The organism is Frankia sp. BMG5.60 (assembly GCF_059428125.1).
In genome coordinates this window covers 6,087,642-6,101,090 of the sequence record NZ_CM182091.1, presented here as the reverse complement: position 1 = coordinate 6,101,090, position 13,449 = coordinate 6,087,642, and the positions used below count along the sequence as shown (strand labels likewise).

Annotated in this window: 15 protein-coding genes; 2 read left to right on the top strand and 13 right to left on the bottom strand. The window is 69.1% G+C overall.

The genetic code is table 11. From position 1 onward, the window contains the following. Positions 1 to 58 precede the first annotated feature (58 nt). The 10 genes from AC5R91_RS24995 to recG all read right to left on the bottom strand — a co-directional run bounded on the left by AC5R91_RS24995 (position 59) and on the right by recG (position 9,028). Positions 59 to 355, bottom strand: a complete 297-nt coding sequence (locus tag AC5R91_RS24995) for an acylphosphatase (protein ID WP_495393732.1) — start codon at positions 353 to 355, stop codon at positions 59 to 61. Positions 356 to 762: 407 nt separating this feature from the next. Then, complete coding sequence (locus AC5R91_RS24990) at positions 763 to 1,527, bottom strand: DUF2786 domain-containing protein (protein WP_495393730.1); 765 nt, start codon at positions 1,525 to 1,527, stop codon at positions 763 to 765. A gap of 205 nt (positions 1,528 to 1,732) precedes the next feature. Further along, positions 1,733 to 2,698 (bottom strand): bifunctional DNA-formamidopyrimidine glycosylase/DNA-(apurinic or apyrimidinic site) lyase, encoded by a 966-nt coding sequence (mutM, locus tag AC5R91_RS24985; RefSeq protein WP_495393729.1) that lies wholly within the window; start codon positions 2,696 to 2,698, stop codon positions 1,733 to 1,735. 96 nt (positions 2,699 to 2,794) lie between these two features. Beyond that, positions 2,795 to 3,613: a ribonuclease III gene (rnc, locus tag AC5R91_RS24980; RefSeq protein ID WP_495393728.1), complete on the bottom strand. Its 819-nt coding sequence runs from the start codon at positions 3,611 to 3,613 to the stop codon at positions 2,795 to 2,797. Further along, positions 3,610 to 4,683, bottom strand: coding sequence for a phosphate starvation-inducible protein PhoH (locus AC5R91_RS24975; RefSeq protein WP_495393727.1), 1,074 nt, complete (start codon positions 4,681 to 4,683; stop codon positions 3,610 to 3,612). The genes rnc and AC5R91_RS24975 overlap by 4 nt, the downstream gene beginning before the upstream one ends. A gap of 6 nt (positions 4,684 to 4,689) precedes the next feature. After that, positions 4,690 to 4,860, bottom strand: a complete 171-nt coding sequence (gene rpmF / locus AC5R91_RS24970) for a 50S ribosomal protein L32 (RefSeq protein WP_009742317.1) — start codon at positions 4,858 to 4,860, stop codon at positions 4,690 to 4,692. Then, complete coding sequence (locus AC5R91_RS24965; protein ID WP_495393726.1) at positions 4,860 to 5,474, bottom strand: YceD family protein; 615 nt, start codon at positions 5,472 to 5,474, stop codon at positions 4,860 to 4,862. The genes rpmF and AC5R91_RS24965 overlap by 1 nt, the downstream gene beginning before the upstream one ends. Positions 5,475 to 5,796: 322 nt before the next feature. Beyond that, complete coding sequence (coaD, locus tag AC5R91_RS24960) at positions 5,797 to 6,285, bottom strand: pantetheine-phosphate adenylyltransferase (protein ID WP_011606879.1); 489 nt, start codon at positions 6,283 to 6,285, stop codon at positions 5,797 to 5,799. Then, positions 6,282 to 6,839, bottom strand: coding sequence for a 16S rRNA (guanine(966)-N(2))-methyltransferase RsmD (gene rsmD, locus AC5R91_RS24955; protein WP_495398056.1), 558 nt, complete (start codon positions 6,837 to 6,839; stop codon positions 6,282 to 6,284). Before rsmD ends, coaD begins: the two co-directional genes overlap by 4 nt. Positions 6,840 to 6,850: 11 nt before the next feature. Then, positions 6,851 to 9,028, bottom strand: coding sequence for an ATP-dependent DNA helicase RecG (gene recG, locus AC5R91_RS24950; protein ID WP_495393725.1), 2,178 nt, complete (start codon positions 9,026 to 9,028; stop codon positions 6,851 to 6,853). A 217-nt stretch (positions 9,029 to 9,245) separates the two neighbouring features. Between recG and rpmB the strand changes: the two genes are divergently transcribed. Further along, positions 9,246 to 9,434 carry a 50S ribosomal protein L28 gene (rpmB, locus tag AC5R91_RS24945; protein WP_055409184.1) on the top strand — a complete coding sequence of 63 codons (189 nt, stop codon included), beginning with the start codon at positions 9,246 to 9,248 and terminating at the stop codon, positions 9,432 to 9,434. A 6-nt stretch (positions 9,435 to 9,440) separates the two neighbouring features. Here the strand turns inward: rpmB and AC5R91_RS24940 are convergent, their stop codons facing one another. Further along, positions 9,441 to 10,757 carry an HNH endonuclease signature motif containing protein gene (locus AC5R91_RS24940; protein WP_495393724.1) on the bottom strand — a complete coding sequence of 439 codons (1,317 nt, stop codon included), beginning with the start codon at positions 10,755 to 10,757 and terminating at the stop codon, positions 9,441 to 9,443. A gap of 241 nt (positions 10,758 to 10,998) precedes the next feature. On the opposite strand from AC5R91_RS24940, the gene AC5R91_RS24935 reads away from it, so the two are divergent. Next, entirely contained in the window at positions 10,999 to 12,102 is a 1,104-nt protein-coding gene (locus AC5R91_RS24935) for a D-alanine--D-alanine ligase family protein (RefSeq protein ID WP_495393723.1), read from the top strand. Between the two features lie 46 nt (positions 12,103 to 12,148). Here AC5R91_RS24935 and AC5R91_RS24930 read toward each other — a convergent pair whose 3' ends face one another. Together AC5R91_RS24930 and AC5R91_RS24925 are read right to left on the bottom strand one after the other, a co-directional pair. Further along, positions 12,149 to 12,622, bottom strand: a complete 474-nt coding sequence (locus tag AC5R91_RS24930) for a DUF3515 domain-containing protein (protein WP_495393722.1) — start codon at positions 12,620 to 12,622, stop codon at positions 12,149 to 12,151. A 357-nt stretch (positions 12,623 to 12,979) separates the two neighbouring features. Next, on the bottom strand, positions 12,980 to 13,213 hold the full coding sequence (locus AC5R91_RS24925) for an Lrp/AsnC family transcriptional regulator (protein WP_009742309.1): 234 nt from the start codon (positions 13,211 to 13,213) through the stop codon (positions 12,980 to 12,982). Positions 13,214 to 13,449 lie beyond the last annotated feature (236 nt).

Sequence of the window (13,449 nt, the reverse complement as noted above, 5' to 3'; positions counted from 1 at the left end):
CGCAAAAACTTGGACGTCATCCTGACGACAGTTGGGTCAGCGCAGTGTCCACAAGCAGTCACTTCCGGCGAAAGTCGGCCAGATCGCCCTGTGCTCTCTGCCACACCACCTCGACCCGATCCGTCCAACCGGGAGTGTGACCCGTCACGAGCAGGCGGGCGAGGTTCTGGCATGCAGGCGCTGCGCCCTCTGCAATCACCACGACGGCGCCATCGGGCATATTGGTGGCCGTTCCCACCAGGCCGAGCCGGCGGCCACGAGTGCGCACGTAGTCACGAAAACCGACGCCCTGAACACGGCCGACGACACGCGCCGTGAAGCGGACCACGGTCGGGCCAGGCGCCGCCTGCTTCATGGGTACCTCGCTCATCAGCACGGTAGGGTACAGCCCATCGTGGACACCTCATCTTTCTCAGACATGGCAGGCCGATCGAGCGAGACACGACGGCCGGTGGACCCCCAACGGGTGCGGCCGCTGGGGCCGCGTTCCCGCCGCAGGTCCACCGCCGTGGTACTCGTCTGCGGAGCCCTCGGTTCGGCGCTGCTGATCAGCGGTTGCGGGCAGAACTTCTCCCAGGACGGCGGAGCGCTACCCGTCCCGCACGCAAGCATCGACGGTGATCGTCATGTGACGCCGGAACCGGTCGACGGTGCAGATAAGATCATCGGTCCCGGTTACGCTCCGCCACGGACCTCCGGCCCCACGCAGACCGCAGTTCCCAATCTTCCAGGCGGCAAGCTCTAGCCAGGAAGATCCGTCATCTATCCACGCGAGCCGATCGCTGGCGAGACCCGACCGGACACCCGGTTGCCGAGCCCGAGGTCGGCTCGCTCGCCGGCCAGGTAACCCGCCCGACCGCCGCTACCGGAAAGCTGACGCACCCGCGGTGTCCGCAGGCGCGGATAGACGGCGGCGAGATGCGCGTCCACCCGCTGGCTCCGGTCCGCCAGGACCACCGCGACCGAGGGGTGACTCCCCAAGCCGTCGTCCTCCTCCGCCCGCTGCTGAGCCTGGGCCCGCTCGCGGGCCGTCCGCTCCGTGCGGGCCAACCGCTGCGCGACGGCCAGGGCGAACCCGGCCATCCATGACCGGCGAAACGCTCTCGGGTCCTCATGCCGCGGCGGGCGCGTGACGGCCAATCCGTGTGCCTGCTGCACAAGCAGCGAGGTGAACAGCAACTGCACGCGGCGGATGTCCGCATCCATGCCGAAAAGGTGCGCGGAATGCTCCGTCCCGTGGTCACGGCGAACCGTGCGATGCACGAGCCGGCATCCCAGCGGGGCTGCGATGCTCGCCAACAGCGAGACCTTGTCTCGGGCATAGGGCGAGTCGACCGCAACCACAAGGTCTGCGGCGGCGACCCGGCTCGGCGCGGCCTCCTCGATGAGCGCGCGGTCGATCCCATACTGCGCGATGAGCTCAGCCGCCTTGACGTTGTACGTCTCCCTGGCGGCCTCAGTGAGCCCCTCGGCCTCCGCCATGGCCAGGAGTTTCCGCACCCGGCCGAGCAGCGCATCCGGATTCATGGCATCTCCGTCCCTCTGCCTCGGGCGGCCGAAGCACGACCCGACGCCGTCGGTGGTGCCTCACCGAGCCGGAAGCATCCCCGGCTCGGCCCCGGATGAGGCGACAGTGTGGTCCAGCACGGGAGTGGGCTCTCACCGCCCTCGCGCTGCTACGTTCGGGATCACCCCGCGAGGAGGTCACCGTCTTCGAACGTATGATCGAATCCTACCATCTGGGCTGGCGGGGTGGGCGCTGACAGGTGGGGCAGGTGAAGCTGGATCTGTTCATGAAGGCGTCCCGGCGGATCGTGTCCCCACACCGGCCGCAGGGCAGACCTGCGCGACCGTAGACCTCCAGTGACCGCTCGAACAGTCCGCTGACGCCCTCGGTCGAGACATACAACCTGTCGAAGGATGTCCCGCCCGCGTCGAGGGCCGCAATCATGACCGTGCGGACGCAGTCCAGCAGCCGACGGATCTCGGGACGGGACAATGTCTCCGTCGGACGGGCGTAGTGCAGCCTGGCCGCCCACAGCGCCTCGTCCGCGTAGATGTTGCCGACGCCGCTGACCAGCGTCTGGTCGAGCAGCGCCCGCTTGACGCCGGTACGGCGGTCACGCAGCCGTCGGACGACGAGGTCCTCGTCGAAGTCGGGATCAAGAAGGTCCCGGGCGATATGAGCGACCGGCCCGGGCAGCTCCCCACCACCGACGTCGACCGCCAGGCCGCCGAAGGTTCGCTGGTCGACGAAGCGCAGTTCCCGGCCTCCGTCGAGGAAGGTGAAGCGGATTCGCAGGTGCTTCTGATCCGGAGTCGCCGGCGGCACCACGAGTAGTTGACCGCTCATGCCGAGATGCGCGATCAGGGCGTCGTCGGGGGCGGAGGACGGGGACGACTCCGGCGCGGGCAGACCCACCGGCGCACTTTCCGTCTCCGGATCGACCGCCAGCGCGGGCGCCCCGGCCGGGATCGCGGCCGCGGGGTCCGTCCTCAGGGCGAGCCAGAGGTACTTGCCGCGACGTCTCGCGGCCGTCACCCGCCGCCCGACGAGCAGGGCGGAGAATTCACCCGCGCCGACCGCATGACGGCGGACCGCACGCGGGTGACACACCGCAACCGAGGCGATGACCCGGCCGACGACGCCGCGCTGCAGCCCGCGGCGTACGACCTCCACCTCTGGTAGCTCTGGCATGATCTCCGACTGTCGGGGGTGGATCAGGGGCGGAACCGGCCCGAGCCATCCGTGAGAAGTAGGACGTCAGCACATGGCAGTCGGTGGTCGCGGCCCTCAGCGACCCGAAACGTGCCCCGGGTCCAGTTGACCTGCCACGGAAGCATCACCGAGCACGGCGGGACCGATCGGACCGCCGTCCCCGTCCTGCTGCTCCGCCGCGGCCGCTCGACTCTCCAGCACCGCGAAGGCCGCTGCCGCGGCCCGCTGCTCTGCTTCCTTCTTGCTGCCGCCCTCGCCCTCGCCCAGCGGCTCGCCGGCGATGCGTGCGTGCGCGGTGAATCTCTTGGCGTGGTCGGGACCGGCCTCCTCGACCACATATTCAGGCGGTCCAAGAGCGAGCAGAGCCGTCTGCTCCTGCAACGATGTCTTCCAGTCCAGCCCGGCGCCACGACCCGCCGCCTCGTCCAACAACGGATCGAACAGGCGATGCACGAAGATGGAGGCCGCGTCGAGGCCAGCCGAAAGATAGACCGCCCCGATGATGGCCTCGAGAGTGTCGGCCAGAATGCTCGCCTTGTCGCGGCCTCCGGTCGTCTCCTCCCCTCGGCCGAGCAGCAGGTAGGGCCCCAGGCCGTTCGGACCGATGCCACGGGCCACGTCGGCAAGCGCCCGCATGTTCACCACCGAGGCCCGCTGCTTGGCCAGCTGCCCCTCGGGAAGATCAGGGTGACGGAGGAAGAGTGCGGCGGTCACGACGAGACCGAGCACGGCGTCACCCAGAAACTCCAACCGCTCGTTGGTTGGAAGGCCGCCCTTCTCGTAGGCGTACGAACGATGCGTGAGCGCCCGGTCCAGCAGCTCCGGATCGATGGCAGCCTCGAGGACCTCGATCAGGCCGTCCCGTGGCGGGGGAGGCGGAAGATGGCGCGTCATCCGGCCAACCCAGCCAGCGCCCGCCGCCGCGCCACCAGGGTCGCCATCGCAGCCCGTGTGCGCGGGACGAGATCCCCGCGTACGGCCAAGGACGCCACCCTCAGCGCCGCGAGCAGCCCGCCGGCCCCGGCATCCACGGATCCTCCTTGGGTGTGCTCCGCATGGACCGCGACACCGTCGATCCCCAGCACGATCGTTCCCCCTCGCACATCAGGATCTTCCAATGTTCCCCATGCCGGATCCAGGCCGGCGTCCGTGCCGCCGGCAGTATTTCGACGTTCCCAGCTCGATACACCTCGAATGGTCGACAGCACGACATCACCGGTGTAACCGTCAGTCACCGCGACCTCCAGCCGCCGGTCTGAGCCTGCTGCTGAAGACCAGCCAACGGCCGCCCGATCCTGACCGGCCGGCTCAGATCGGGCGAGAATACTTTCCACCGTGCACGGGCCGACATAGTTCAGCTCGAGCGACCTAAGCAGCTCGTCGGCGAGGCGCCGCAGCGGATCCGACAATGCCTCCCGGGGTGCCAACAGCCCGATCCGGGGTGTGTCCACCGCGAACCGCAAGGCCGCGTATGCGTTGCCCAGCAGCGCGGACTGGGCAAGTTCGTCGGCCGTGACCCCGACGGTCGATCCGGCGTCGCACAACACGATGCCCGCGTCCTGCCGACCGATGATCGTAGCTAGTACCGCTCGCGTGGCACCGGGAAGCAGACCGTGGGTGAACTGGGCAGCAGCGACGACCGATTCGACGGGCGCTACCGAGACCATCGCATCGGCGTCGCCCTCACGTGCCAACCGAGCGGCCACCCGGACGCCCGCGTCCCTGCGCGAGCGGACTTCGCGAAGGGCGGCGGGTCCCCCCGCCACCGTGCGGGTAGCGGATCTCAGCAGCACTCTTTCGCCAGCCGAGATGCCCAGCCGTGCAAGCTCCTCACGCACACCTTCGGCGGGCGAAACCAGGATCAGCACCAGGCGCGGGTCCGCGTCCAACGCGGTGGGCAACGCCTCAAGGAGGGGCCCGACAGGGAGCCCCTCCCCCAGCAGATCAACGGCGATGCGGGTCACACCGGGTCAGACGTCAAGCACCTGACGATCGTTGTACCGGCCGCACGTCGTGCACACGGTGTGCGGCCGGATCACGTGCCCCCGGGAGCACTTCGCAAGGGTCGGCACCTTGGCCTTCCACTGCGAACGGCGAGACCGGGTGTTGCTGCGCGAGGTGCGCCGCTTCGGGACGGCCACTATTCCTTCTCCTTGCTCTCGTCAGGGTCGGACCGACCCTGATCAGTTCCCGTCGGAGCGCCGCCGTCCGCCAAAGCGGACAACGCAGCCCACCGCGCGTCGAGGCGGTCGTGGGAGTGATTCGACCCGACCTCGTCGAGCCGTGCCCCGCAGTCCACACACAGTCCCGCGCAGTCCGGCCGGCAGGTGGGCGACAGCGGTAGATCCAGTACCAGCGCGTCCCGGACCACGGGCTCGAGGTCGGCGTGATCGTCTACGAGGACCCGGGCGTCGTCGTCATCCGCCACGTCCGCAGCTCGGTCAGCGTAGTAGAAAAGCTCCCGGATCTCGACGGTACCGACGTCGGACACCTCGTCGAGACAGCGGCCGCACTCGCCCCTCAGTGGGGCCACGACCGTGCCGCTGACCAGCACCCCCTCGATCACCGACTCCAGCCGGAGATCCAACGTGGCAGCGGCCCCCGCGGGGACCCACATCATCTCGGTCCCGAGATCGGCTGGGAGCACCGCCTGGGTCCGGACACGGCGCATCGACCCCGGCCGCCGGCCGAGCTCGCGGGTGTCAAGCACCAGGGGGCCCTTGGGCGTCCTACGGCGGGGGTTGGATCCAGTCATGGCGGCAGTCGAATTCACGTCTAGGTTCGGCTCGGGAAAGCCCGCGGTGGCGGACCTTACGTGGGGCTGGGGCTGTTGCAGCGCCGGCTGACAACCGAGAAGCCGGCCTCCGATGGCCCCTCACGGCATCCCGGAGGACCGCCGGACGCACCCCAGCCAGTCGACGACTACGCGTCCAGCGTATCCGATCGGGCCACGACACGGCCCGCACGCTGTCGGCACCCGCCGGGGACGCCCGGCCCCATGGCCCTCATCCAGCCCCGGTGCGAAGCGGACTGCAGGGCGAGCGGCCTCGGGCGCACCCCAGCGGCTGCGATGGCGACTACTCGACCGCGCGCTCGCGAAGCTGCTTGAGCACCACGTCGGGCACGAGGTGCGAGACATCTCCGCCGTAGCGAGCGACCTCCTTCACCAGGCTTGAGGACAGAAACGCATACTGCGGGTTCGTGCTCATGAAGAGTGTTTCCACACCTGCGAGCGAATTGTTCATCTGCGCCATCTGAAGTTCGTAGTCAAAGTCGCTGACCGCGCGCAGACCTTTGACGATCGACTGGATACCGCGCGCACGGCAGAAGTCGACCACCAGGCCGTGTGATGCATCCACCACTACGTTGGACGGCGCCATCGGATGATTGCGCACCGCCTCACGGATGAGCTCCATGCGCTCATCGATGGTGAACAGGGTGGCCTTGTTCTTGTTGATCGAAACGGCGACCACGACCTCGTCGAAGAGCTTGCTCGCCCTGATGACGATGTCGAGATGGCCATTGGTGATCGGATCAAATGAACCGGGACAGACTGCCCTCCTCATGATCGAATACCGTACCAGAGAACACCCTCTCCGTACCTCCGGTCACGCAGTGCACACAAGCCATCCGGCCACGCAACCGGACCCGACCGGTGCGACCTTTCGACTACACAGACACCGTCCGCAGCCAGCCATGCGCCACAACAGAGCTTTGCCAGCACTTCGCCGAGCTCGACGTCGCTCATCGCATATGGCGGATCGAGAAACATCACGTCGTAGGGATCCCCCGAAGTGTTCTGCACCACACGCGACACCGGGGCCTGCACGATCTCGGCGCCCGAAAGCCCCAGGGCAGTCACGTTCCGCCGCAGGGCCCGGACCGCTAGCGGATCATGGTCGACAAGCAGAGCATGTGACGCGCCGCGGGACAACGCCTCCAGGCCCACCGCGCCCGAACCCGCGTAGAGATCCGCGACCCGGGCACCCGGCAGGTCGACACACGTCGACAACGTGTTGAACAGACCCTCGCGAGCACGATCCGACGTCGGCCGGGTGGATCGACCCGCGGGAACGACGAGTTGTCGACCACCTGCGGTCCCACCGATAATTCGCGTCATCGAGGCGCTGGTCATCCCTTCTCGAGAAAGGCCGCACTGGCGTCATCGAGCGCCGCGTCAAGCAGCCGCCGCAGGGCGGGATGCTGATCCAGTTCGGGATCGGCGTCAACCAACCGGGTTGCCTCGACGCGCGCCTCCCGGATCAGCTCCTCGTCCCGCAGCAGCGCCAGCAGCTTGAGGGATCGGCGTCCCCCCGACTGGGCCGCGCCGAGCACATCCCCCTCCCGGCGCTGAGCCAGATCGAGTCGGGCGAGCTCCGCACCGTCGTTGGTCGCAGCGACCGCTCCCAGCCTTTCCCAGGCTGGCGTTTCCTGGTCCGCCGCCGTGTGCAACAGGCACCACCCGGGTGCGGTGCCACGCCCCACTCGTCCCCGCAGCTGGTGCAGCTGCGACACGCCGAACCGATCCGCGTCGAGCACCACCATCACCGTCGCGTTGGGCACGTTCACCCCGACCTCGATGACCGTGGTCGCCACCAGCACATCGATCTGCCCCTCGGCGAAGCGGGTCATCGTGGCCTCCCGCTGTGCTGCCGGGAGACGGCCGTGCAGCGATTCCACCCGCAGGCCGGCGAGTTCACCGTCCACCAACTGTGGCAGCACGTCCGTCACCGTCGCCGCCGGACGCCCCGCCCGCCCCGCCGCCTCGTCCGGGAGCGCACCGGGATCGTCGTCCACGCTGTCCCCGCCGATTCGGGGGCAGACAACGTAGGCCTGGCGACCGGCCGCAACCTCATCACGGATCCGACCCCACATCCGATCGGCCCACGAGCGGATGGCGGCAGGAACGACGAACGTGGCGATCGGAGAACGGCCACTCGGCAACTCGGTGAGCTCGGATACCTCGAGATCCCCGAAGACCGTCATGGCCACGGTCCGTGGGATCGGGGTCGCTGTCATGACGAGCAGATGCGGTGGGCGCCGGCCCCGCGCCCGCAGCGCGTCACGCTGTTCGACGCCGAATCGATGCTGCTCGTCGACGATGATCAGCCCGAGATCCGCGAAGACGACCTCTTCGTGCAGCAGCGCATGCGTCCCCACGACGAGACCGGCAGAGCCCTCCGCGATGTCCGCCAACGCCTCCCGCCGAGCGCGGGCGCCCATCGAACCAGTGACCAGGGTCACTCGAGTCGCCTGTTTGTCGGCACCAAGCTCGCCGGATCGCGCCAGGTCGCCGAGCATCTCCCGCAGACTCCGGCAATGCTGGGCTGCGAGCGTCTCGGTCGGTGCGAGAAGGACGGCCTGGCCGCCCGCATCGACCACGATGAGCATCGACCGGAGTGCCACGACCGTCTTGCCGGACCCGACCTCGCCCTGCAGGAGGCGGTGCATCGGCACCGGGCGCCCGATATCCGCCGCGATGGTGGCACCCACCTCACGCTGGCCCGCTGTGAGGGGGAAGGGCAGCGCGGCATCGAACGCGGCCAGCAGGCCGTCTGGCCTGGCGACGCGGGCGGTCGTCGCCAACGCTTCCACCTCGCGGCGGCGGCGCGCCAGCGCTACCTGTAGCACCAGAGCTTCGTCCCAGGTCAGACGCTTGCGCCCCGCAGCAACCTCGCCGCGGTCGGAAGGTTGATGCACCAACCGGTATGCCTCGGCGAGCGTGGACAGTCGATGCCGCCGACGCAGTTCCTCCGGCAACGGGTCCTCGAGAGGACCGAGGGAGTCCAAGGCCAGGCGGACGCATCTGGCCAAGGTCCAGCTCGGTACTTTGGCGGCGGCAGGATAGATCGGCACCAGCGCGTTTGCGAACAGCGGGCCGTTGACGTCGCCCTCGACCTCCGATTCCAGCAGCTGGACCTCGGGGTTGGTCAGCTGCCGGCGGCCGCGGTACTCGTCGATCTTCCCGGCGAACAGCGCTGTCGTCCCGGGACGAAGGTCGCGTTCGCGCCAGCTCTGGTTGAAGAAGGTCAGAGCCAGCACGTGGGTGCCGTCTGTCACGGTGACCCGCAGCATGGATCGGCGGCTGCCCCGCATCGGTCGGCGCTCGATCTTCTCCACCCGCGCCTGGACCGTGACCGTGTCACCGACGACCAGGTCTGCGAGATCCGTCAGTTCGCCCCGCTCGTGATACCGGCGGGGCAGGTGCGCCAGAAGGTCACCGACCACGTGCAGCTCGAGGCCCTCCGCCAACAGGGTGGCGGCCCGCGGACCGAGGAGTGACTTCAGGGGCGTGTCGAGGTCGACCACACCCAGATACTGCCCGAACCGCCGACGGCGCCGAGCTCGATCGCCTTGTGCCCCGCGGCCGAGACCACAGCGCCTGGGGTAACCTCAACCTGGTCTCTGCTGCGCGAGTTCTCCCGACCAGGCCATCAGGCTCACGGGATGAGTACGATCGCGGTCCTGACCGCCCGACGTCCCGGGCATGCACCGGGACCATTACTACTTCGACGGAGTGTTTCTCGTGTCTTCGGTGTGCGACGTCTGCGGCAAGGGGCCGGGCTTCGGTATGTCGGTCTCCCACTCCCACCGACGCACCCGCCGTCGCTGGAACCCGAACATCCAGACGGTCCGTGCCGTCGTGGGTGGCACCCGTCGGCGGCTGAACGTCTGCACCTCCTGCATCAAGGCGGGTAAGGTCGCGCGCGCCTGACGCTCTCTACACCTGTTCGTCGAGGTAGGGCTCGGGCTCGCTGACGAACTGATGCCCGGCCCGGCTTGTCCAGACGTGGTGGCCGGGCACGGGCTGGCTCAGGGTCCACATCCCGGCATGTTTCAACCGATGGTGATGTCGGCACAGCGGATCCGTGTTGTCGACCCGGGTCTTCCCACCGTCGGCTCGCGCCTTCGTATGATCAAGGTCGCAGTCTCGTGCCGGCTTGGAGCATCCCGGGAAGACGCAGGTCCTGTCCCGCGCGCGGACGAACCGGGCCATCGCCGGCGAAGGGTGGCGTCGGTCTCCCACGTCAAGCACGGAACCGTCGACGGGATCGGTGACGATGCGCCGCCAGCTCGAACGTGAGCCGTGGGCGAGCTCGCGGGCCAGCTCGGCCGGGATCGGACCGTACCCTTCGAGCTCGCCGGGCGCGGTCGAGAGCCCCATCAACGTTGCCAGGGACACCACGACCGAGACCTCGGTGGCGACTGGGCCGTGTCGCTCGCCCATCACCAGATCGACCAACACGTCGGCCCGACGCTGACCGATACTGCGCCCGTCGTCCGGTCCCCCGGAATCTCGGGCCAGCGCATTGATGCGCCGATAGACGGCGACCATCCGATCCACGGGCAGCAACGCCGACAGTTCCCCCATCCCGTCCTCCTTGGCGCGGGTCCGAACATGACGGTCGCGCTCCCGCCGGCGCCGACGCTGGTCAGCACCGTCCGGGTCGACGGCGAGAACCGACCTGGTCACCGCGGCCCGGAAGCCGGGGCAGCTCGCCCGCGCTCCGCGCGCCAGCACCCTGTTCTCGACCGTCCGGGCCTGGCTGGCGTCGAGGCTTTTCGTGACGTCGGCCATCGCCCTCACCCGGTCGAGATCGATCTCGCCGGACTCCAACGCCGCAAGCGTCTCGGGCAGCCGATTGACTACCGCCACGGCCAGCTCGAGCTGGCGTCCGGCGGCGGCGGGTGCGGAACGCGCCGCAGCGGCGATCTCATCCCCGGCGAACTCGCTGAAGCCCCGTTCCGCGCCCTCCCGATCACCCGCAAGCGGCGGACGCAGCTCGGTGAACCTGGCCCGCACGCGCAGCCGCCACGCCTCAAGCCTGGCTAGTTCCCGGGCGATCCGGCCGTCCAGATGGAGACACTCGTCGTCGCTCAGACCATCCACGGGCCGCCCGAACACGGTCGCCCGCGCGGGCGGCGGGCTCGCCCGGTCCGCGTCCGCCGTCGCGGACCGGCTTGCGCGCTTACCTTCGGCGGGCAGGGCCATGCCAGCCTGAGAGGTCTTGTCAGTCTCGGGAGTCGAATCGAACATGTATTCGATTATGCCCCACCGCCACGACAACTCTGCCCCAACGCCTGCGATCGACCCGATCGACCCGATCGACCCGGTCGGCGCAGGCGGGCGCAGGTGGGCGCAGGTGGGCGCAGGTCAGCACCCGGCCATCGGCCCGTCTGGGACCGCCGCAGTCGACCCGTGCGGCGGCGGCGGCGCCGGTCACCGCCACCGGATGCGGCCGCGGACCTCGGCGCCGCCGATCCGTTAGGGTCCCGGCATGGCAGGCACCAGGCGTCGGATTCGAATCGCCCTCCTGTTCGGTGGCCGCAGCACGGAGCACGCGATCTCCTGCGTGTCTGCCGGCGGCGTGCTGCGCGCGCTCGACCCCGACGTCTACGACGTCGTCCTGGTCGGCATCGACCCGTCGGGGCGCTGGGTCGTCCTGCCTGGAGCGGATGCCCTCGCGCCGACGGGTGGTGAACTCCCCTCGGTCACGGCGTCTCGAGGGACGAGTGTCGTGCTTGCCCCGGACCCCACCGTGTCACGTCTGCTCCCCCGCGATGCGGCGGAGGCGATTCGCGGCCCGTTCGGGGACATCGATGTGGTCTTCCCGCTCCTGCATGGCCCATTCGGGGAGGATGGGACCGTACAGGGCCTCCTCGAGATGGCTGGGGTGCCCTACGTCGGCTCAGGTGTCTTCGCCAGCGCGGCCGCCATGGACAAGCAGCACATGAAATCCCTGCTGCGGGCCGCGGGCCTGCCGATCGGCCCGTACACCGTGCTGCGGGCCGGTCAGACCCTGTCCGAAGCCGACCAGGAACGTCTCGGTCTGCCGGTCTTCGTCAAGCCGGCCCGCGGTGGATCAAGTATCGGCATCAGCCGGGTGGACGCCTGGGCTGATCTGGACACGGCGGTCAAGACGGCCCGGGCGAACGACCCCAAGGTTCTCGTCGAGGCGGCGATCACGGGCCGTGAGATCGAATGCGGGGTACTCGGCCGGCTGGACGAGCCCGGCGCGCAGGCCAGCGTCCCGGCCGAGATCACCGTCACCTCGTCGGCCGGCTTCTACGACTTCGAGGCGAAGTACGTCTCCGACCAGACGCGCTTCGACATCCCTGCGCGGCTGTCTGCGACGGCGCTGGCCCGGGTGCAGCAGGTGGCGGTGGCGGCGTTCGAGGCACTCGACTGCGCCGGACTCGCGCGCGTCGACGTGTTCGTCACCTCGGACGATCAGGTGGTCGTCAACGAGGTCAACACGATGCCGGGCTTCACCCCGACGTCGATGTTCCCCAGGATGTGGGCGGCGAGCGGGATCACCTATCCGGATCTGGTCGACCGGCTCGTGCGGCTCGCCCTACGTGACGGCGCCGGGTTGCGGTGACCCTCCGGCCGACCCTCGGTGGACCCCGTCGAGCAGCCGACGGGACTCACGGAGTCGTCGAAGCGCTGTGCGCCCGCACGGCCGGGCCGACGGAGACAAGGATGTCGAAAGGTTGCACCTCGGTCGATGCGGAACCCGCCAAGGTGAGAACGACGTGGGGCGATCGGGTCGGAGTCGAGTACCGCACGGTCTCACCGAGCTTCTCCGCGAACCACCCGACACCATCGACCTCCGACAGCATCGAGTCCGGCCGGTAGCTCGCCGGCACCCCCGAGACCCCGCAGGTGAGGACGATCGGTCCCCCACCGTAGGCCGCCGCGGTGTCCCGTGGCGGATCAAGTCGGCGCCGGTCGAGGCCGTGGCCGAGTGAGGACGGCAACGCCCCGATGAGGGCCCGGCAGGACGCACGATCGGCCGGCGCCGGCACCGGGACGTTGGTCAGTCGGACCGGTCCTGGCCCACCACAGCCCGTCACCAGCAGGCATCCCACGGTGCCGCAGGCGGTGAGTCCGACAGCCACCCGGCGCGACGCAAAAACCGAAGGCCGGATCCCTGGCCGCCGACCGGCGCTCTCCGAGTCGATCCGACTCGGGTCGACTCGCCCGGAGTCCACCCGCCGAGCTGCCGCCGCCGACCGGCCCGCCCGTCGGGCGGCGGGCAGACGTCGACCCTGCTTGTCACGACCCACTGCTGTCATGTCCCGATTGTGGCCATCGCAGGGGTTGCCCGCCGGGCGGCCTTCGACCCCCACCAACAGCAGCCTTTGCCGACCAACGGTCAGGGTCTGCCGGTGTTCCTGCCCGGATCCCCGGGCGAACGATCGGCGGACGAAGCGCCAGCACGCCGGCCGTCAAACCGGGGCACGGGCCGGCGGCCTTCAGAAGTGGACGACCGGACAGGTCAGTGTGCGGGTGATGCCGTCGACCGACTGCACCCTGGACATGACCATCTTGCCCAGATCGTCCACCGTGGGCGCCTCGGCACGCACGATGACGTCGTAAGGACCGGTCACGTCCTCTGCCTGGGTCACCCCAGGGATCTGCTCGATCTCCTTGGCAACCGACGCGGACTTGCCGACCTCGGTCTGGATAAGGATGTACGCGTGGACCACAGACGCTCCCTCGTCGGACGTCAACAGCCCGTCGAGCAGAACTACGGGCCGACAGAAGGTAACAGGCAAACGGGCCGGATGAGAGCCTCTGGGGCCGAGGAATTTCTTCGACTCGACCGACGGGCGCCGGTCGACGCCCCTCGCACGCTCATCCGGCCCCAATCCTGGGGTGCGACGGCCCGACCTCGTACCCGATTGTGATGGCAACCACGATTCTCGCTACTGATAGTGAAGCC